Origin of the sequence: Paenarthrobacter sp. CM16 (genome assembly GCF_013179505.1) — a bacterium.
Lineage (GTDB): Bacteria > Actinomycetota > Actinomycetes > Actinomycetales > Micrococcaceae > Arthrobacter.
Map to the genome: position 1 here is coordinate 1 of NZ_JABMCX010000087.1, position 16,688 is coordinate 16,688.

Below are 16,688 nucleotides of genomic sequence, written 5' to 3' on the forward strand. Positions count from 1 at the left end.
GTTGATCTTGTGGGATCCTGTGTGGTTCAGGTCTTCGCGCTTGAGGAAGATGCGTGCTCCGCCGGCGTGCTCGGAGAAGCGCTTGGCTTCGGTGAGCAAAGAGGGCCTGCCGGAGTAGTTCTTGTTGAGATCCTTCAGCTGCGCGATGAAATCAGGATCAGCCTTGGCCTTCTCAAACGTGTCCTGGACTTCGTCGAGGGCGGCGATCAGGGACTCGGGCATCCAACGTCCGCCGTAGTTCCCGAAGTAGGGCCCGGAGGCGTTGCGCAGCGAAGGGCCACCTTGCAGGAATGCGTCGGCCGCATTCTCTTCTGAGCCGGCTGTTGGCGCGTCGACCATCAGTCTCACCGTCCTGTTCCAGTTAGTTCATTGGGTAGTTCCACGTGCCACAAGGCAGCCGCAGGCTTATGCCCGGGCTGCCTTGCAACTATTCGCCGTGATTCAGGGACTGCCTCAGTTCCTGACGGCGATGGCGGCAGCTCCAGCTGCCTTGAATTCAGTGATGCGTTCGCGGGGCGTGGAGTCGCTGACCAGCGCCTCCCCTACCAAAATGGCATTGGCGCCACCGGCGGCATAGTGGGATACGTCCTCGGGACCCCTGACGCCGGACTCGGCAACGATTACAGACTCAGCCGGAATCAATCCGGCCAGGGACCCGAAAACCGAGCGGTCGACGTCGAGCGTCTTGAGGTTGCGTACGTTGATGCCAATGATCCTGGCGTTGGCGGCAACTGCCCGCTCGATTTCCTCTTCGGTGTGTGTTTCCACCAACACGTTCATGCCCAGCTCATGGCTTAGGGAGCTGAACTCCGCAAGCTCAGCGTCGGACAACGCCGCGACAATGAGCAGGATGAGGTCGGCTCCGTGGGCACGGGCTTCCCAGATCTGGTACTCGTCCACCGTGAAATCCTTGCGCAGCAAGGGGACGTCGACGGCGGCACGAACGGCATCGAGGTCGGCCAGCGAGCCGCCAAAACGGCGTTGCTCGGTCAGGACACTGATGACCGAAGCTCCGCCGTCGGCGTACTGGACCGCGAGCGAAGCGGGATCGGCAATCGGTGCCAGATCACCCTTCGAAGGGCTGCGGCGTTTGATCTCTGCGATGACTTTGAGGTCGTTGCGGACCGATGACGGGCCACCCAAAGCAGCCCAAGCATCCCGGACAGGAGGAGCAGCTGCGGCGCGATCCTTCAACTCCGCGAGGGACACAAGACGGCTGCGTGACTCCATCTCCTCCTTGACGCCAACAATGATGTCATCAAGAACGGTCACGATTAGTGGCCGTTGTTCTGCAGCTTGCTGCCACCAACTCCGTAGCCCGCCTTGCGCATGACGCCGCCCACGATGAGGCCGATGACCATGACAACCAGTCCGCCGACGAAGATCGGGGTGCTGGCGATGACGAACGCGATGGAGGAAATCAGTGCACCGACCAGCATCACAAGTACGCAGGTCCATGCAGCCGGGCTGTTTCCGTGGCCAATGGCGTCAGCGTGGCTGGCCATGGTGGATTCGGCTTGGTTTGCGGACACTGTGGTTTTGCTCATGTGAAATCTCCTCAGGATGAATACTGCTTACATTCTGCCATTTATTGGCGCCGTCCGGGACATCGTGCGACGTCAGCACAGGCGCGTTCGCTTTTGATGCGCGACACACCTGCCGCACGCCCCATGCCTGCCTACGTGGGGTCCTCGCCGCGCGACAGGCTGTCCCAGCTGTCAATCTCGTCTACGGGTTCGTTGGTGCTTTTCCGCCCTCGAGCACCCGCATCGTATTTGGTCCGGGACGTCCAATGGCGGCCGGCCAGCGGCAAAGCGACAGCGCAAACGGCCAGGAGGGCGCCCGCCACGATGGCCACCACAGGGAATGCCGTGGCGGCAGCGTCAGCCTGGCCGCCGGAGACGCCTGTCGCAGCTGCAATGGCGCCCTGGGCTGCGCCCAGCGGGTCCAGCAGGACGGTCATTGCAGCAAGGATGATTCCGGCCGCTGACAGAACAACAAGGACGGCGATGATCCAGCGTGCAATTTTTCCTGCGATGGACGCGGCAAGTCCGCCGGCCAGGGCGACGACCGCCAGCGCCGTCACCGCAGTTGCAGCCTTGCTCCCTTGGACGTGAAGATCGCTGTTGGATGCTCCCGTCGGATCCAACTGCACCTCGATCCAGGTCTGCGTGGTGGCACCGAAGACTGCCAGGGCAAGGATGGTGGTGGCAAGGACCAGGGTGGATTTCCGCGCCCAGCGCGGCGGCTGCCTGACCGGAGAAGTTGAAGATGCCGTGCTCATGAGGCGGAAGTCCCGTCGTCGAGGACTTCTGTGTTTCCTGCCGTTTCAGCGGAGATGTTCTGCAGGGAGCCCGCAGTGTGGACCGCACGCAGGGGCGCTGCGGCCTTGTTTACCGTCTCCAAGGCTTCAGAAGGCTTGTGGGAATCGGCAACGATTCCACCCCCGGCCTGAACATAGGCGCGGCCCTCGCGGAGCAGCGCTGAGCGGATGGCAATAGCCATGTCCATGTCCCCGGCGAAGTCGAGGTAGCCCACCACGCCACCGTAGATGCCGCGTCGATGGGGTTCGAGTTCGTCGAGGAGGCGCAGCGCACGTGGCTTCGGAGCCCCGGACAGGGTGCCCGCCGGGAAAGTGGCTTTAAGGACGTCATAGGCCTTCGCATCCGGGGCCAACTCCCCCACCACAGTAGAGACCAGGTGCATGATGTGGCTGAACCGCTCCACTTCCATGAACTGGGTGACGTCCACTGTACCGGCAACGCAAACCTTGGAGAGGTCGTTGCGCGAGAGGTCCACCAGCATCAGGTGCTCGGCGCGCTCTTTCTGGTCGGCCAGCAGTTCCGTCGCCAAGGCTTTATCGGCCTCAACGGTCTTTCCGCGGGGGCGTGAACCGGCGATCGGATGGGTGATGACTTCCTCGCCGGTCACCGTGACCAACGCCTCCGGTGACGAGCCCACGATCGAGTACTCGCGGCCGTCCGCGTCCTCCAGGCTGAACAGGTACATGTAGGGGCTGGGGTTGGTGTTGCGCAGGACGCGGTAGACATCAAGGGGATCGGCGGCGCACTCCATCTCGAAGCGGCGGGAGATCACCACCTGGAAAACTTCGCCGTCAACGATCGCTTCCTTGCCGCGGTCGATTGCCTCCAGGTACCTGGCCTCGTCCCAGCGTTCCTGCACGCTGGAAGCAAAGTCCAGGGCTGCAGTTTCCAGCACTGAAACCGGCTGGGAAACAGGAGTGCTGATCTGCTCCAGCAGTGCCTGCACACGGGCAACGGCATCGTGCCACGCGTCGTCCACGCGCTCGGAGCTGTCGTCAAAGTTGATGGCGTTGGCGATCAGGAGGACAGTGCCGTCCATGTTGTCGTGAACAGCCATGTCAGTGACCAGGTTCAGCGCCATCTCAGGAAGCTGCAGGTCGTCCTCGGGCGGGGACGTCAGCCGCTCCCAGTGACGGACGGCTTCCCAGCCGAGAAAACCCACCAACCCGGAGGTGAACGGCGGCAATCCTTCGAAGCGGTCCGTCTGCAGCGCGGCAATGGTGTCCCGCACAGCTTCGACGGGATTACCGGAGACAGGAACACCAACGGGCGGCTCACCGATCCAGTGGGCCTGGCCATCTTTGGTGGTGAGGGTAGCGCGGGACTTCGACCCAATGAAGGAATAACGCGACCATGCGCCGCCGACCGCCGCGGATTCCAGAAGGAATGTTCCGGGCTGCCCCTTGGCCAGTTTCCGGTACAGGCCAATGGGGGTCTCGGCGTCTGCCAAGACCTTAAGGCGAACAGGAATGACACGGCTGTGGACGGCGAGTTCGCGGAACTCTTCCAGGCCCGGGCTGATGATTCCAAGGTCCTGCATGGCTATTTTCTCCGCCTTTTGTCTGAGGTGGTGCGTCAGTGGAAAGTAGTGGGTGCCTTAGTCGCGGTGGCCCGTTACGACTGTGAAGTCGCGACCATCAAAACAGGTCCGGGTTCCGGTGTGGCAGGCAGCGCCGATCTGGTCCACACGGATCAGGAGGGCATCGCCGTCGCAGTCAAGGGCGACAGACTTCACGAACTGTACGTGTCCGGAGGTGTCGCCCTTGCGCCAGTATTCCTGGCGCGAGCGCGAATAGAACGTCACGCGACCCGTGGTCATGGTGCGGTGGAGAGCTTCGTCATCCATCCAGCCAAGCATGAGGACCTCATTGGTATCGTGCTGCTGCACAATCGCGGCAACGAGCCCCGACGCATCACGTTTCAGGGCGCCGGCGATTTCCTGCGGCAAAGGACTCCCGGGGTCGCTGGAAAGCTCCGTGACAGGAGTTGGACTGGGGGCGGACTGCTCTGACATCAGATCAAGTCTAGTGCCTTTGGCCGGAGCCGGATTCTGCGGCGGTTCCACTGCGCAAGAGCGCTCCGATCGTGCTAGTTTCACAAGTGATGCATTTCGTCGATCCTTCCCGAGAAGTCCTAGCCGAAACCCTGCTGGCGGCCGGACCTGACTCCCCCACGCTCTGCGAAGGGTGGCAGACGCGGGATCTTGCTGCGCATTTATATCTGCGCGAACGGAAAATCGCGGTGGGCCTCGGCCTGCTCATTCCAAGCCTCGGCAAAGCCTCCGAAAAAGCCACGTCCAAACTGGCAGCCAAGCTCAAGAGCCCGGATGCTTATGCCGATCTCATCAAGACTTTCCGGGCCGGCCCTCCAGCCCTCTCCCCCTTGAAGATCAAAGCCTTGGATGAGACGTCCAACCTCATTGAATACTTTGTTCACACCGAGGACATCCGCCGCGCCGGCGACCGTTGGGCCCCCCGCGCCCTCGATGAAGCCTATTCGGATGCACTCTGGGACGACCTCATCAAGCGGGCCGCGTTCCTGTACCGCGGCGTGGACCTCGGCATCGTCCTGGTTCGTCCTACCGGTCCGCGGCATGTAGCCAAGCGAGCCCCCGTGTCGGTCGCCATTGTGGGGGAACCCGGGGAACTCCTCATGCATGCGCATGGACGCACCAGCCAGGCCCTGGTGACCTTCGAAGGCCAACCGGACGCCGTCGCGCTGTTGCAGTCGGCCGACATCGGCCTCTAACTATTCATTGGGTTTAACGAAACAATGGAGAGTCACTTTCACAGTGACTCTCCATTGCTGTTAATCCTGAAGCTAGCGGACTTCGAAACCAGCGTCCCGAATCGCCGTTTTGACTTGGGCGATCATGTCATCCGGCCCGAAGTGGAACACTGAGGCCGCCAGTACGGCATCGGCCCCGGCTTCCACGGCAGGCGGGAAGTGCGCAGGCACTCCTGCCCCACCCGAGGCAATAATCGGGATGTTCACCGCAGCGCGGACCAAGCGGATCAGTTCGAGGTCGAAGCCATCCTTGGTGCCGTCGGCATCAATCGAGTTGAGCAGGATTTCCCCCACGCCCCGTTCCGCTGCTTCCTTGGCCCAGGCGATGGCGTCGATTCCGGTTCCGGTGCGGCCACCATGGGTGGTGACTTCAAAACCGGACGACGTCGGGACGTTACCTTCACGGGTACGGCGCGCATCCACCGAGAGGACCAGCACCTGGGATCCAAAGTGGCGGGTAATTTCGTCGATGACCTCGGGCCGTGCAACAGCCGCGGTGTTGATGGACGCCTTATCCGCACCAAAGCGGAGGAGCTTATCCACCTCGGCGACGCCACGGACGCCGCCGCCCACGGTCAGGGGAATGAAGACTTCCTCTGCCGTGCGGCGGACTACGTCAAAGGTGGTTTCGCGGTTGCCCGATGATGCCGTGACGTCGAGGAACGTCAATTCGTCCGCCCCGCCATTGTCATAGCGGTGCGCGAGTTCCACGGGATCGCCGGCGTCGCGGAGACCTTCAAAGTTGACGCCCTTGACGACGCGGCCTGCGTCAACATCAAGGCAGGGTATGACGCGGACGGCTACAGCCATGTGCTGCTCCTCAATTGTGCTGGGCTTGCTGTGTGAGGCGGGTCAGATGCGGCAGGCGTGGATGCTGCTGACCAGGATGGCGCGGGCGCCGAGGTCGTACAGTTCATCCATGATGCGGTTGGTTTCCTTCTTGGGAACCATGGACCGCACGGCAACCCACTCGGAATCGCGCAACGGGGACACCGTGGGCGACTCAAGGCCGGGTGTAAGTGCAGCGGCGTCTTCGACCAGATCCTTGCGGATGTCGTAATCCATCAGCACATACTGACGAGCCACGAGGACACCTTGCAGACGGCGGATGAGGATGTCGATTTCTTTGGCAGTACCGTTGGCAGCGCCACCGGAACCGGAGCGACGGATCAGCACGGCCTCGGACTTCAGGATGGGATCACCGAAGATTTCCATCCCGGCGGCCTTGAGGGTGTTGCCCGTCTCCACGACATCCGCGATCGCGTCCGCCACACCCAAGCGCACCGAGGATTCCACGGCGCCGTCCAGGCGGACCACCGTGGCATTTACGCCGCGCTCAGAAAGGTAGTCGCGCAGGAGGCCGTCGTAACTGGTGGCAAGGCGCTTGCCTTCCAACTGCTCGACGCCGGCGAAGTCGCCCACCGGACCGGCAAAACGGAAAGTTGACGGAGCAAAGCCAAGGGGAAGTATTTCCTCGGCTTCGACCTTCGCGTCCAGCAGGAGGTCCCGGCCGGTGATACCGACATCCAGGGTCCCCTGGCCAACATAGACAGCAATGTCCCGGGGACGGAGGAAGAAGAATTCAATGTCATTATCGGGATCGACCATGACCAGTTCGCGGGAATCGCGGCGCTGACGGTAACCGGCCTCGGACAACATTGCCGAGGCGGCTTCGGACAGGGATCCCTTGTTGGGGACTGCTACACGGAGCATTGGGAGACTTTCTTTTTGGAATGGAGGTTTTCAGACACCTTGGCCACGCAGGGGGCTCCGCAACAGGCAAGCGGAGTGGCGTGGCTAGAGATGCTTGTAAACGTCTTCCAAGGTGAGGCCCTTGGCGAGCATGAGGACCTGCAGGTGGTACAGCAACTGGGAGATTTCCTCAGCGGCGGCTTCGTCCGATTCGTATTCCGCGGCCATCCACACTTCAGCGGCCTCTTCGACCACCTTCTTGCCGATGCCGTGGATTCCAGAGTCCAGTTCGGCAACCGTGCGCGAACCTGCCGGGCGGGTCGCTGCTTTCTCACTCAGTTCTGCGAACAGCGTCTCGAAATTCTTCACGCCCTCCAGACTACTTGCTCCGGGGCGCCTACCGCTTGTTGGGGCCTTGCATGACGAAGGGGATGTGAGTGACAACACACCCACATCCCCTCCGCGGCAAGAACTTCTAGCTGAACCGCTTCAATGTCACAGCGGTAGCCAGGGCAGCAGTCACCGCTTCGTGGCCCTTGTCCTCCTTGGACCCGGGAAGGCCCGCACGATCGATGCCCTGCTGCTCCGTGTCACAGGTGAGGACGCCGAAGCCTACCGGCACGCCAGTGCGGACACTGACATCGGTAAGTCCCGACGTCGCAGCCTGGCAAACGTAGTCGAAGTGCGGCGTTCCGCCGCGGATCACCACGCCAAGGGCTACGACGGCGTCGAAGTGCGGCGCGAGCCTGGCCGCGGCAACCGGAAGTTCGAAGCTGCCCGGAACCCGCAGCAGGGTGGGTTCGGCAATGCCGGCTTCCTTGGCTGCGCGAAGGGCGCCATCAACAAGTCCGTCCATGATCTGCGTGTGCCAGCTTGCCGCCACAATGGCCAGCTTCAGCTGCGAGGTTTCCTCGGGGTTGAGGGTAGTGAGGTCAATAGTGGGTGCGCCGTGGCCGCTCATATTTGCGATGAATCCGTTCAGTCTTGGTTGTTGTCAAAGGGGGATGCCGGTGTCTTGCCGTTGCTGACGGGCTCGACTTCGAGTGCCAGCCGGTGGTCCATCCGGTCTTTCTTGGTCTGCAGGTAGCGCAGGTTCTGTTCGCGGGAAGGAACCTCTGTGGGAACCATTTCCACTACTGTTACGCCGGCTTGGGCAAGGCGGTTTTGCTTGTCCGGGTTGTTGCTGAGCAACCTGACCTCGTGCAGCCCCATCTCGGCCAGGATCTGTCCAGCCGCAGTGTAGGAACGGGCATCCACGGGCAGGCCGAGCTGTTCGTTGGCCTCCACCGTGTCAAAACCGGCTTCCTGCAGGGCGTAGGCCTTGATCTTGTTGGCCAGCCCGATGCCACGGCCCTCTTGCCCACGCAAGTACAGCAGAGTTCCGCCCTCTGCATGGATGAGCTCCAAGGCGAATGCCAACTGCTCTCCGCAGTCGCAGCGGTAGGAACCGAACACATCACCTGTCAGGCACTCGGAATGCAACCGGACCAGCGGCGCGCGGCCACCTTTGGGCGGGTTCGGGGAACTCACGGCAAGGTGTTCGTGGCCGGTCTCAAGGTCAGTCCACGCTTGTGCCACGAAATCGCCAAAGGCAGTAGGTAATTGCACAATCGGCCCACCACTGACGGGGTGCGGCCCGGGGCCGGCGTGGTCACTGCTGCGTGTGGTCGATGCGGTCATCGCTTCTCCTCGTCCTCCTGTGAAACATGTGCCGTCTGGGACTCTACCGCTTCAACATATGACACCAGATCCTCGATGGAGATGAGGGGGCACCCATGTTCAGCGGCAAACTCGCGCAGGCTGTCCAGCCGCATCATTTCACCGTCGTCATGTACCAACTCTGCGATCACACCCACCGGAGCCAGCCCGGCAAGACGACACAGGTCCACGGCAGCTTCCGTGTGACCCGGACGTTCACGCACTCCCCCGTTAACTGCCCGCAACGGGAAAATATGCCCGGGACGGGTGATCGACGCCGGAGTGCTGGACGGATCTGCCAATATCCGGGCCGTCAAGGCGCGGTCAGTGGCAGAAATTCCAGTGCTGACGCCAATCGCTGCGTCGCAGGAAACGGTGTAGGCCGTCCCTTTGGCGTCCTCGTTGATTTCCACCATGGGCGGCAGGACCAGGGCGTCTGCCCGCTCGCCGTCCAGGGGAACACAGATGACGCCGGATGAATACCGGATGGTCCAGCCCATGAGGGCCGGTGTGGCGTGTTCGGCGGCGAAGATAATGTCGCCTTCATTCTCGCGGTCTTCGTTATCCACCACGATCACAGCCTGGCCCGCGGCCATCGCCGCGATGGCGGATTCGACAGGATCCAGCCCGGTGCGACGCGTAGCTGCAGGAGTTGTCTTGGCAGGGGCGCTCATCGTGCACCGCCCTGACCCGGTGCGAAGGACAAAAGGCGCTCGGTGTACTTGGCCAACACATCCACTTCGAGGTTGACGCGGCCACCAACAGGCTTGGCGCCCAGCCCGGTTTCCTCCAACGTCGTGGGGATCAATCCCACTTCAAACCACGGCGCCGCTTCGGCCGCGTCACTGACAGCGGTCACCGTCAGTGAGACACCGTCGACGGCGATCGAACCTTTCTCGGCAATGTAGCGTGCCAGCGGGGCCGGCACGCCGAACCGCAATCGATCCCAGTTGCCCAAGGGTTCGCGCTCCAGCAGCTCACCTACGCCGTCTACATGGCCCTGCACCACATGGCCGTCCAGGCGTCCACCCGCCGGAACACAGCGTTCAAGGTTCACCGTGTCTCCTGGCTCCAGCCCTCCGATGGTGGTCCGAACGAGGGTTTCGCCCATGACATCGACGCTGAAGTCCTGGCCTTCAATCTGCGTAGCGGTCAGGCATACGCCGTTGACGGCGATGGAACCGCCCAAGGGCAAGCCCTCGGCGGTAGTTGGCGCTTTCAGCCTCAATGTTGCGCTGGTATCGCCATCGTGCTCAATCCCCAGCACAGTGCCCTGTTCAGCTACGATTCCGGTAAACATCAGTGTCCTCCTGTGACGTGTTCCGCAGCTTCAGCCTGCGGGACCAAATTCTTTATATTGCTCGCGGCACCACGCGGTGACCGCAGGTGCAGCCGAAGATCGTTGCCCAGGATCCGTACAGCGCCGCCGCCGGCTTCATCCCAGGACCATTGCTGGGCATCGGCCAGAGTGGTGATGCCGAGGTCGTTCAGTGCCGGAGTGCCGGATCCAAGGAGCGTTGGGGCCAAGTAGACAATGAGCTCATCCACCAGGTCTGCTGCGAGGAACGTGCTCAGAATCGAGGACCCACCTTCCACCATGAGGTGCCGGACACCCTGATCGAACAGCATGCCCAAGGCCTCTGCAGGATCCCGGGTGGGAAGGTGGACAAAACGCCCGTCCGTTCCCCGAACTGCGGCATCTTCCGGGACTTCCCGCAGCCCCATGACGGCACGAATCGGCTGGTGCGCCGAGAGGCCGCCGTCCGGGGTTCGGGCCGTTAGCCGCGGGTTGTCGATCAGCACTGTTCCCGTACCCACCAGGATCGCGTCTATAAGTCCCCTCAGCCCGTGGTTATCCGCCAGGGACTCCGGACAGGAGATCCACTGGCTGGTGCCGTCCACGGCAGCAATTCTGCTGTCCAGCGTCTGGGCGATATGCAAGGTGACGAACGGGCGCTTGGCTGCAACGGCGTCGAACCAGTCACGGTTCAGGTCCAGCGCCTTCAGGCCTTCCAGCCCTGAGCGGACCTGAACACCGGCGGCTGTAAGCGTCCGCGCGCCGCCTGCGGCGGGATCATGGGGGTCATCGACGGCGTAGATCACCTTCGCGATTCCGGCGGCAATGATCGCCTGGGCGCAAGGTCCGGTACGACCCACGTGGTTGCAGGGCTCCAAGGTGACCACCATGGTGGTTCCCGCGGTATCGACGCCTTTCTCGCGTGCCTGGAAAATTGCGTCCGCCTCGGCGTGGGACGTCCCGGCACCCCGGTGATAGCCGGTTGCCAGCTGCTCACCCTCGGGGCTCAGGATTACTGCTCCGACCAGTGGATTCGCTCCGCGGGGACCTGCCAGGGCAGCGGCGAGTGCGGCGTCCATGGCAGCCCGCTCTGCGGCGGTATAAATCGTATTTGCACTGTTCACTGGGCAGCACCCGCTGATACGGCGACGGCGGCCGGGCTGGCGTTGTGGTCAGCCCTTTCACGCTTTTCAGCCCGCCACCACACAAAGAACCCTGTGAGGGTGAAGAAGCCGTAGAACAGGTACATGACCGCGCTGGCGTAGAAGCCGGCACTGAACAAGAGCGGAACGCCCACAATGTCCACTGCCACCCAGATCAGCCAGAACTCGGTCCATCCCCGCGCCATGCCATAGGTTGCCAACAGGGATCCCATGAAGGTCCAGGCATCAGCCCACACCGGCGGGTAGGAACCAAGGGCATCAAACAGAGGCGTCAGCGCCGCCGTGCCCGCAACCATGGCAGCAATCAGGGCGATACGGACTTTATTGCTGGCCCACCCCGGGACAATGGCGCGCCCCTGGCTGCTTGATTCCTGGCCCTGCTTCCATCGGTACCACCCATAAACGGCGACCGCTATGAACATGATCTGACGTGCAGCCTGACCCCACAAAGTAGCGGGTGCTGCTGCGCCGAAGACGTTACCCAGGAAGACCGTGAGTAGAAGAATGTTGCCGAGAATGCCAATCGGCCAAGCCCAGACTTTGCGGCGCATACCGCCGAGGGCGCTGAGTAGCCCAAAGATGTTTCCAAGCACTTCGCGTAAGACAAGAGCAGATCCTCCAACGGGGATCTGTGCTTCGAAGAGCCATCGCAGTATGTCCATGCCGTTCCTTCCCAGTAAGCCGCGATGACTCCGGGGGTGTACGACAGCGCAATGCCGGGCGTCGCAAAAGGAACGCCCAAGGCATGACTGTACGTGCTTCTCCCATCCAGACTTTAACTGTCGGTACCGGAATTCCACCGGTTCAACCGTCTGCCATCGAGGGTCCAATTACTTGAATCGCGATGGCTCGCGGGTCGCGGACTATAACCGCCGGTTCGGACTTACACCGACCCCGGAGCACGTATGTGTGTTGTTATTCTGCCACAACTACCAAGATGCCCGGGCTATTCCCGGGCCATCTTCGTAACATGTGGTGACGGTCGTCAAGCGAACGTTGCTGTGACAGCCTGTCCCGCTGCACGGAGGCGATCGATCGCCGCCGCGGGGTCCTGGTGCCCATAAACGGCCGAACCTGCCACGAACACATTGGCGCCTGCTTCTGCGGCCCTGATGATGGTTTCCTCGGTGATGCCCCCATCCACTTGGATGGCGACACCGATCCCGGAACCCTCTACTGCTGCCCGGGCACGCCTGATCTTGGGCAAGGTGATATCCAGGAAGGATTGCCCCCCGAATCCGGGCTCCACCGTCATGATCAACAGCATGTCCAACTCGCTGAGCATGTCCAGGTACGGCTCCACCGGTGTGGCCGGGCGCAAGGCCATTCCCGCCTTGGACCCCCGCGCACGCAATTCCCGTGCCAGCTTGACCGGCGCCATGGCAGCTTCGGCATGGAACGTCACTGAAGCAACGCCGGCGTCTGCGTACGCAGGTGCCCAGCGGTCGGCGTCGGAAATCATCAAGTGGGCATCCAACGGAACCGGGCTGACCGCCTGGATCCGCTGCACCACCGGCAGGCCCAACGTCAGGTTGGGGACAAAGTGGTTGTCCATGACGTCCACATGGACGGCATCGGCATTGCTGATCCGCTGCAGTTCCGCCTCAAGATTGACGAAATCAGCAGACAGGATGCTCGGGTTGATACAGCACTGAGACAAGGCAGCCCCTCTGGGTCGGTGGAAACAGAAAGCCGGATTCCGGCAGTTACGGCTTTTTGCGGATGATGGCCATGAACATGGCGTCCGTTTGGTGGACGTGCGGCCACAACTGGGCTGTTTGCTCATGACCGGCGCCCAAGCGGCCGGTGAGGCTGACGTCGTCGAGCGCCTGCCCGGCGTCGAGCAATTCCAGATCCGCACGTTTGGACATGACGTCACTGACAACAGCAGTGGTCTCGGCCGGATGCGGCGAGCATGTCACATAGGCAACCACGCCGCCGGGCTTCACGGCATCAATCGCGGACTTCAGGAGGTCGCGCTGCAACGGACCGAGGTCGCCGATGTCCTTGGGTGATCGCCGCCACCGCGATTCCGGCCGCCTGCGCAACGCCCCCAACCCACTGCAGGGAACATCGACCAGCACGCGGTCGAAAGCCTCCGCCTGTTCCGAACCGACCTCGCGTCCATCACCGGTCCGAACCGACCACGTGTCTTCCGGAACTGCCGACAATGCCTGCTGGACAAGCTTGGCCCTGTGCGGCGCGGGCTCGTTGGCCAACAAAGTAGCGCCGTCCCGGTGCGCCAAAGCGGCCAGGAGCGCCGCTTTGCCTCCAGGACCGGCGCACAAGTCCAGCCAGCGTTCACCTCCGGAAGAGGCTCCGCGAAGATCCACGCCGGCCAACGCCCGGGCAACCAACTGGGATCCGACGTCCTGGACACGGGTGGTGCCGCGGCGGACCGATTCCAGGCGGCCGAGATCACCGCCGGCGGACAGGGCGGAGTCTTCCACCAGTTCGCCTGCGGTGGCCCCGTTATCGAACGCCTCATCCAGGTTTCCCAAACCGGGCAAAGCCACAAGATTAACCACAGGAGCGGCGTTGTCCGCCTCCAGCAGGTCATCGATTTCCGACTTCGGGCGGCCGTGGTTGACCAATGACTGGCGCAGCGCGCGGACAATCCATTCAGGGTGGGCGTGCCGGAGCGCTGCGATCTTTGTTTCGTCAGTCTCGTTGGCCAGGAGGATGTCCAGCCACTCACCCATGCTGTGGGCGGTGACCTTGCGAAGGACCGCGTTAATCAGGGCTGACGGACCTGCGCCGATGACGGCGCGCGCCAAGCCAACGGTCTGGTCCAGTGCCGCGTGCGCCGGAACACGCATTGACAGTAACTGATGGGCGCCGATCCGCAAGGCATCCAGGATGGCAGGGTCCAACTGCTCAAGGGGGCGGTCCACGCAGCGGGCCAAAATGGCGTCATAGGTGCCTTGGCCGCGCAAAGCGCCGTAGCTCAATTCGGTGGCAAAGCCGGCGTCCCGGCGGTCCAAGCGGTGTTCCCGGATGCGGGCCGGGAGCACCAGGTTGGCGTAGGCATCCTCGGAAGCAACAGCACGGAGCACTTCGAACGCCACCAGCCGCGCCGGATCAGCCCGACGCGTACGCTGCGACGGAGCATTGTTGGTGAATCCCCGCTGGGGACCCCGGTTACGCTCGCGACCCTGCGCGTTGCGCCGGCTTTCGCCGCGGTTGCCTTGTCCGCCGCCGTCCCGGTTCCCGCTGTTGTTGGGGCCTCGCCGGCCGGACTCACTCATTCGAATACCACTCTCTCAGGTGTTGCCAAGCCGCGGGCCCAGTCAGCCGACGACATCATTTTCTTACCTGCCGGCTGGATCCTGCCAAGCTCAACGGCATGGGATCCGGTGCCAACAAGAACAGTCTTTCCATCCACCCTGATACTGCCCGGAGCCAAGTCCTTGACGTCGGGACGGAGGTTCACTGGTTCAAGCTTGACTCGCTGGCCGTCCAGCGTAGTCCATGCTCCCGGCTCGGGTGTTACACCACGGGCCCGACGATTGATGGCGAGGGCAGGCAGTTGCCAGTCCAGGCGGCCATCCTCCAGCGTCAGTTTGGGAGCCAGGGAGACTTCCCCGGTTTGCGGCTGGGGGGCAGCCTGCCCGGCGTCGATCGTCGAGAGGGTCTGGCTGAGCAGCACGGCCCCGCTGATGGACAGGCGCTCCAGCAGTTCCCCGGCGGTATCGTCCGCCATTACAGCTTCTGTGAGGGTACCGAAGACGGGCCCGGTATCGAGGCCTTCTTCCAGCTGGAACGTCACGGCACCAGTGATTTCGTCTCCGGCAATGATTGAGCGCTGAACGGGGGCAGCGCCCCTCCACGCAGGCAGGAGGGAGAAATGAAGGTTGACCCATCCATGTGTCGGGACTGACAAAGCCGGTTTTGGAACAATGCCACCGTAGGCAACAATCGCGGCAACATCGGGGGCAAACTCCGAAATCCGGGCCGTAGTGTCCGCATCTACCTTGGCGGCACGAATGACCTCGATACCCAGTTCCGTTGCCCGCGCCGCGACCGGCGATGGCGTCATGACCCGCTTCCTGCCTACCGGTGCGTCCGGGCGCGTCAGGACAGCAACGACGTCGAATCCTGCTTTGACCAAGGCATCCAATGAGGGGACGGCCACGGCGGGAGTTCCTGCGAAAAGGACCCTCACTCCGGAACTCCGAAGCTGCCGCCACCAAAACTTGATCCCACGCTGTTGGCGCGCTGGGACGTGGTCTTCTCCGTAATGGCGTGGTAATTGGCGTTTCGGATGGCGCGGAGAGCTGCCTTACGGTCCTCCCCTTCCAACCTGTCCGTGTACAGAACGCCGTCCAGGTGATCGGTCTCATGCTGGAAACACCGGGCAAGCATGCCCTCGGCTTCCACTGAGACCGGGTTGCCGTTCACGTCGACACCGGTCGCCTTGGTTTTCCGGAAACGGCGGACCGGGAAGCCCAAGCCGGGAATCGAGAGGCACCCCTCTACTTCGTCCGGCTGGAAGTCGTCGCTGTTCTCCAGGACGGGGTTGATGATGTGGCCTTCCACTCCCCCGATCCGGTAGGTAAAGACGCGCTGGCTGACGCCGATCTGCGGTGCAGCCAGGCCGGCACCTTCGACGTCTTCCATGGTTTCGGTCATGTCAGCTACCAGCTTGGCGAGCTCCGGACCGAAATCGGTGACAGGGTCCGCTACGGTGCGCAACACCGGATCCCCGATGATTCGGATACTCAAAATTGCCATGTGCTGTCAGTCCTCACTATCGTCCAACCCGGCCCCGGGTGTTGCGGAGCCTAAGCCAGTTTAGTTGAGTCCATCGCCGCTGCCGCTGTTCGCGGCTCCGGCACCAACCGCTGCGAACACGGGCGGAGCGATGGGCAACAATGCTTGTCCTGCCGCAGTGACGTCTGCCGACATTTCCCAGACACGCCGAAGTGCGCAGAACTTCCACCAATGATGCTTAAGGATCTCCGGATTGGCCCGCATCGGCCGCACTTCAGTTTCTCCGATGGCCACAGCGAGCAGCATGGGGTTATCTTCGTACTTCCACGGCTCCCATTCACCAGCCACGGGATCCACAAGGCTTTCCTCGGCCTTCATTCCGGCGGCGAGCTGCATGACCACTTTGTCGTCCAGGGCCTTGACCGTTCCGTCCCTGGTGGTGCCCTTGGTCTTGTAGTCGATCAGGCAGATACGCCCGTTGATCCGGGCTACAAGGTCAAGTGTCCCGGCGTAGCCCACCGTCTTGTTCCACACGGTGATCTCCGGGGCCAACGGCTCAACCCTGTAAAGCTCCCACCATTCGTCAAACCGGGCGGCGAAGGCCTGCTCACCATGGGCTGCGAGATCGTCCCGGCATTCCTGCATCCGGTGAGGGCGGCCCAGGGCACGCAGGGCCACCTGCTCGCAGTAGGTGTGGACCCGGTCACCGCGCTCCGCCGCCGCATCGCGGTAAGTTTCCGCCGCTTTGGCGGCCTTGCTGATGGCCTGCCGGGTCTTGGCCGGACTCCCCAGAATTGCTGGAAGCTCCGGATCCGCAGCGAGGCTGCTCGCACCCATGTAACTGAACCAACCATCCAGCGAGTGTGCCTGTTGACCAATCACCGTAGTGATGGAAGGCACCGAAAATTGCTCCGTGGTGGAGCGGGCATACATCCGGCCGTATTCAGTAGCATGGGCGAGCAGTGGAGCAGTCATATAAAGACTGTGTCATACAGGACCGACAGAATTCTCCAC

The 16,688-nt window shown here is 62.5% G+C and carries 20 protein-coding genes, 1 pseudogene and 1 riboswitch; of the genes and pseudogenes, 1 reads left to right on the forward strand and 20 read right to left on the reverse strand.

From position 1 onward, the window contains the following. The 6 genes and pseudogenes from HP499_RS09700 to hisI form a co-directional block, all read right to left on the reverse strand. Nucleotides 1-339: pseudogene (locus HP499_RS09700) on the reverse strand (tryptophan synthase subunit beta); the annotation flags it as partial. 114 nt (nt 340-453) lie between these two features. Beyond that, entirely contained in the window at nt 454-1,272 is an 819-nt protein-coding gene (gene trpC, locus HP499_RS09705; RefSeq protein WP_172323877.1) for an indole-3-glycerol phosphate synthase TrpC, read from the reverse strand. Nucleotides 1,273-1,274: 2 nt separating this feature from the next. Further along, a complete protein-coding gene (locus HP499_RS09710) occupies nt 1,275-1,547 on the reverse strand; it encodes an HGxxPAAW family protein (protein WP_159706651.1) in 273 nt (90 codons plus the stop codon). Between the two features lie 131 nt (nt 1,548-1,678). Further along, the gene (locus HP499_RS09715) at nt 1,679-2,284 is read right to left on the reverse strand and encodes a Trp biosynthesis-associated membrane protein (protein ID WP_172323878.1); all 606 of its coding nucleotides are present in this window, start codon (nt 2,282-2,284) and stop codon (nt 1,679-1,681) included. Then, complete coding sequence (locus HP499_RS09720) at nt 2,281-3,864, reverse strand: anthranilate synthase component I (protein WP_172323879.1); 1,584 nt, start codon at nt 3,862-3,864, stop codon at nt 2,281-2,283. Before HP499_RS09720 ends, HP499_RS09715 begins: the two co-directional genes overlap by 4 nt. A gap of 57 nt (nt 3,865-3,921) precedes the next feature. Beyond that, entirely contained in the window at nt 3,922-4,338 is a 417-nt protein-coding gene (hisI, locus tag HP499_RS09725) for a phosphoribosyl-AMP cyclohydrolase (protein WP_172323880.1), read from the reverse strand. An 89-nt stretch (nt 4,339-4,427) separates the two neighbouring features. Between hisI and HP499_RS09730 the strand changes: the two genes are divergently transcribed. After that, entirely contained in the window at nt 4,428-5,072 is a 645-nt protein-coding gene (locus HP499_RS09730) for a TIGR03085 family metal-binding protein (protein WP_172323894.1), read from the forward strand. Between the two features lie 72 nt (nt 5,073-5,144). On the opposite strand, the gene hisF is transcribed toward HP499_RS09730, so the two are convergent. The 14 genes from hisF to HP499_RS09800 all read right to left on the reverse strand — a co-directional run bounded on the left by hisF (nt 5,145) and on the right by HP499_RS09800 (nt 16,649). Continuing rightward, the gene (gene hisF / locus HP499_RS09735) at nt 5,145-5,921 is read right to left on the reverse strand and encodes an imidazole glycerol phosphate synthase subunit HisF (RefSeq protein WP_172323881.1); all 777 of its coding nucleotides are present in this window, start codon (nt 5,919-5,921) and stop codon (nt 5,145-5,147) included. 42 nt (nt 5,922-5,963) lie between these two features. Then, nucleotides 5,964-6,824: an ATP phosphoribosyltransferase gene (gene hisG / locus HP499_RS09740; RefSeq protein WP_172323882.1), complete on the reverse strand. Its 861-nt coding sequence runs from the start codon at nt 6,822-6,824 to the stop codon at nt 5,964-5,966. 84 nt (nt 6,825-6,908) lie between these two features. Then, nucleotides 6,909-7,172, reverse strand: coding sequence for a phosphoribosyl-ATP diphosphatase (locus tag HP499_RS09745; RefSeq protein WP_024820576.1), 264 nt, complete (start codon nt 7,170-7,172; stop codon nt 6,909-6,911). A gap of 106 nt (nt 7,173-7,278) precedes the next feature. Continuing rightward, nucleotides 7,279-7,764: a 6,7-dimethyl-8-ribityllumazine synthase gene (gene ribH / locus HP499_RS09750; RefSeq protein WP_172323883.1), complete on the reverse strand. Its 486-nt coding sequence runs from the start codon at nt 7,762-7,764 to the stop codon at nt 7,279-7,281. Between the two features lie 17 nt (nt 7,765-7,781). Continuing rightward, complete coding sequence (ribA, locus tag HP499_RS09755; protein ID WP_172323884.1) at nt 7,782-8,483, reverse strand: GTP cyclohydrolase II; 702 nt, start codon at nt 8,481-8,483, stop codon at nt 7,782-7,784. Further along, complete coding sequence (gene ribB, locus HP499_RS09760) at nt 8,480-9,175, reverse strand: 3,4-dihydroxy-2-butanone-4-phosphate synthase (RefSeq protein WP_172323885.1); 696 nt, start codon at nt 9,173-9,175, stop codon at nt 8,480-8,482. Before ribB ends, ribA begins: the two co-directional genes overlap by 4 nt. After that, entirely contained in the window at nt 9,172-9,801 is a 630-nt protein-coding gene (locus HP499_RS09765) for a riboflavin synthase (protein ID WP_172323886.1), read from the reverse strand. The genes ribB and HP499_RS09765 overlap by 4 nt, the downstream gene beginning before the upstream one ends. Continuing rightward, entirely contained in the window at nt 9,801-10,877 is a 1,077-nt protein-coding gene (gene ribD, locus HP499_RS09770) for a bifunctional diaminohydroxyphosphoribosylaminopyrimidine deaminase/5-amino-6-(5-phosphoribosylamino)uracil reductase RibD (RefSeq protein ID WP_216659893.1), read from the reverse strand. Before ribD ends, HP499_RS09765 begins: the two co-directional genes overlap by 1 nt. A gap of 41 nt (nt 10,878-10,918) precedes the next feature. Then, a complete protein-coding gene (pnuC, locus tag HP499_RS09775) occupies nt 10,919-11,623 on the reverse strand; it encodes a nicotinamide riboside transporter PnuC (RefSeq protein WP_172323888.1) in 705 nt (234 codons plus the stop codon). Between the two features lie 89 nt (nt 11,624-11,712). Beyond that, nucleotides 11,713-11,868: riboswitch (FMN riboswitch) on the reverse strand. Nucleotides 11,869-11,946: 78 nt separating this feature from the next. Further along, nucleotides 11,947-12,621 carry a ribulose-phosphate 3-epimerase gene (gene rpe / locus HP499_RS09780; RefSeq protein ID WP_172323889.1) on the reverse strand — a complete coding sequence of 225 codons (675 nt, stop codon included), beginning with the start codon at nt 12,619-12,621 and terminating at the stop codon, nt 11,947-11,949. Nucleotides 12,622-12,667: 46 nt separating this feature from the next. After that, the gene (locus tag HP499_RS09785; protein ID WP_172323890.1) at nt 12,668-14,209 is read right to left on the reverse strand and encodes an RsmB/NOP family class I SAM-dependent RNA methyltransferase; all 1,542 of its coding nucleotides are present in this window, start codon (nt 14,207-14,209) and stop codon (nt 12,668-12,670) included. Then, the gene (gene fmt, locus HP499_RS09790) at nt 14,206-15,126 is read right to left on the reverse strand and encodes a methionyl-tRNA formyltransferase (RefSeq protein WP_172323891.1); all 921 of its coding nucleotides are present in this window, start codon (nt 15,124-15,126) and stop codon (nt 14,206-14,208) included. Before fmt ends, HP499_RS09785 begins: the two co-directional genes overlap by 4 nt. Beyond that, nucleotides 15,123-15,695: a peptide deformylase gene (def, locus tag HP499_RS09795; protein ID WP_172323892.1), complete on the reverse strand. Its 573-nt coding sequence runs from the start codon at nt 15,693-15,695 to the stop codon at nt 15,123-15,125. The genes fmt and def overlap by 4 nt, the downstream gene beginning before the upstream one ends. Nucleotides 15,696-15,755: 60 nt before the next feature. Next, nucleotides 15,756-16,649, reverse strand: a complete 894-nt coding sequence (locus tag HP499_RS09800) for a cytochrome (protein ID WP_172323893.1) — start codon at nt 16,647-16,649, stop codon at nt 15,756-15,758. Nucleotides 16,650-16,688: the final 39 nt, after the last annotated feature.

Excerpts from the sequence above, each read along its gene's own strand:
- HP499_RS09710 (WP_159706651.1), bottom strand. The coding sequence starts at position 1,547 with ATGAGCAAAACCACAGTGTCCGCAAACCAAGCCGAATCCACCATGGCC.
- HP499_RS09715 (WP_172323878.1), bottom strand. The coding sequence starts at position 2,284 with ATGAGCACGGCATCTTCAACTTCTCCGGTCAGGCAGCCGCCGCGCTGG.
- HP499_RS09720 (WP_172323879.1), bottom strand. The coding sequence starts at position 3,864 with ATGCAGGACCTTGGAATCATCAGCCCGGGCCTGGAAGAGTTCCGCGAA.
- hisI (WP_172323880.1), bottom strand. The coding sequence starts at position 4,338 with ATGTCAGAGCAGTCCGCCCCCAGTCCAACTCCTGTCACGGAGCTTTCC.
- HP499_RS09730 (WP_172323894.1), top strand. The coding sequence starts at position 4,428 with ATGCATTTCGTCGATCCTTCCCGAGAAGTCCTAGCCGAAACCCTGCTG.
- hisF (WP_172323881.1), bottom strand. The coding sequence starts at position 5,921 with ATGGCTGTAGCCGTCCGCGTCATACCCTGCCTTGATGTTGACGCAGGC.
- hisG (WP_172323882.1), bottom strand. The coding sequence starts at position 6,824 with ATGCTCCGTGTAGCAGTCCCCAACAAGGGATCCCTGTCCGAAGCCGCC.
- ribH (WP_172323883.1), bottom strand. The coding sequence starts at position 7,764 with ATGAGCGGCCACGGCGCACCCACTATTGACCTCACTACCCTCAACCCC.
- ribA (WP_172323884.1), bottom strand. The coding sequence starts at position 8,483 with ATGACCGCATCGACCACACGCAGCAGTGACCACGCCGGCCCCGGGCCG.
- ribB (WP_172323885.1), bottom strand. The coding sequence starts at position 9,175 with ATGAGCGCCCCTGCCAAGACAACTCCTGCAGCTACGCGTCGCACCGGG.
- HP499_RS09765 (WP_172323886.1), bottom strand. The coding sequence starts at position 9,801 with ATGTTTACCGGAATCGTAGCTGAACAGGGCACTGTGCTGGGGATTGAG.
- ribD (WP_216659893.1), bottom strand. The coding sequence starts at position 10,877 with ATGGACGCCGCACTCGCCGCTGCCCTGGCAGGTCCCCGCGGAGCGAAT.
- pnuC (WP_172323888.1), bottom strand. The coding sequence starts at position 11,623 with ATGGACATACTGCGATGGCTCTTCGAAGCACAGATCCCCGTTGGAGGA.
- HP499_RS09785 (WP_172323890.1), bottom strand. The coding sequence starts at position 14,209 with ATGAGTGAGTCCGGCCGGCGAGGCCCCAACAACAGCGGGAACCGGGAC.
- def (WP_172323892.1), bottom strand. The coding sequence starts at position 15,695 with ATGGCAATTTTGAGTATCCGAATCATCGGGGATCCGGTGTTGCGCACC.
- HP499_RS09800 (WP_172323893.1), bottom strand. The coding sequence starts at position 16,649 with ATGACTGCTCCACTGCTCGCCCATGCTACTGAATACGGCCGGATGTAT.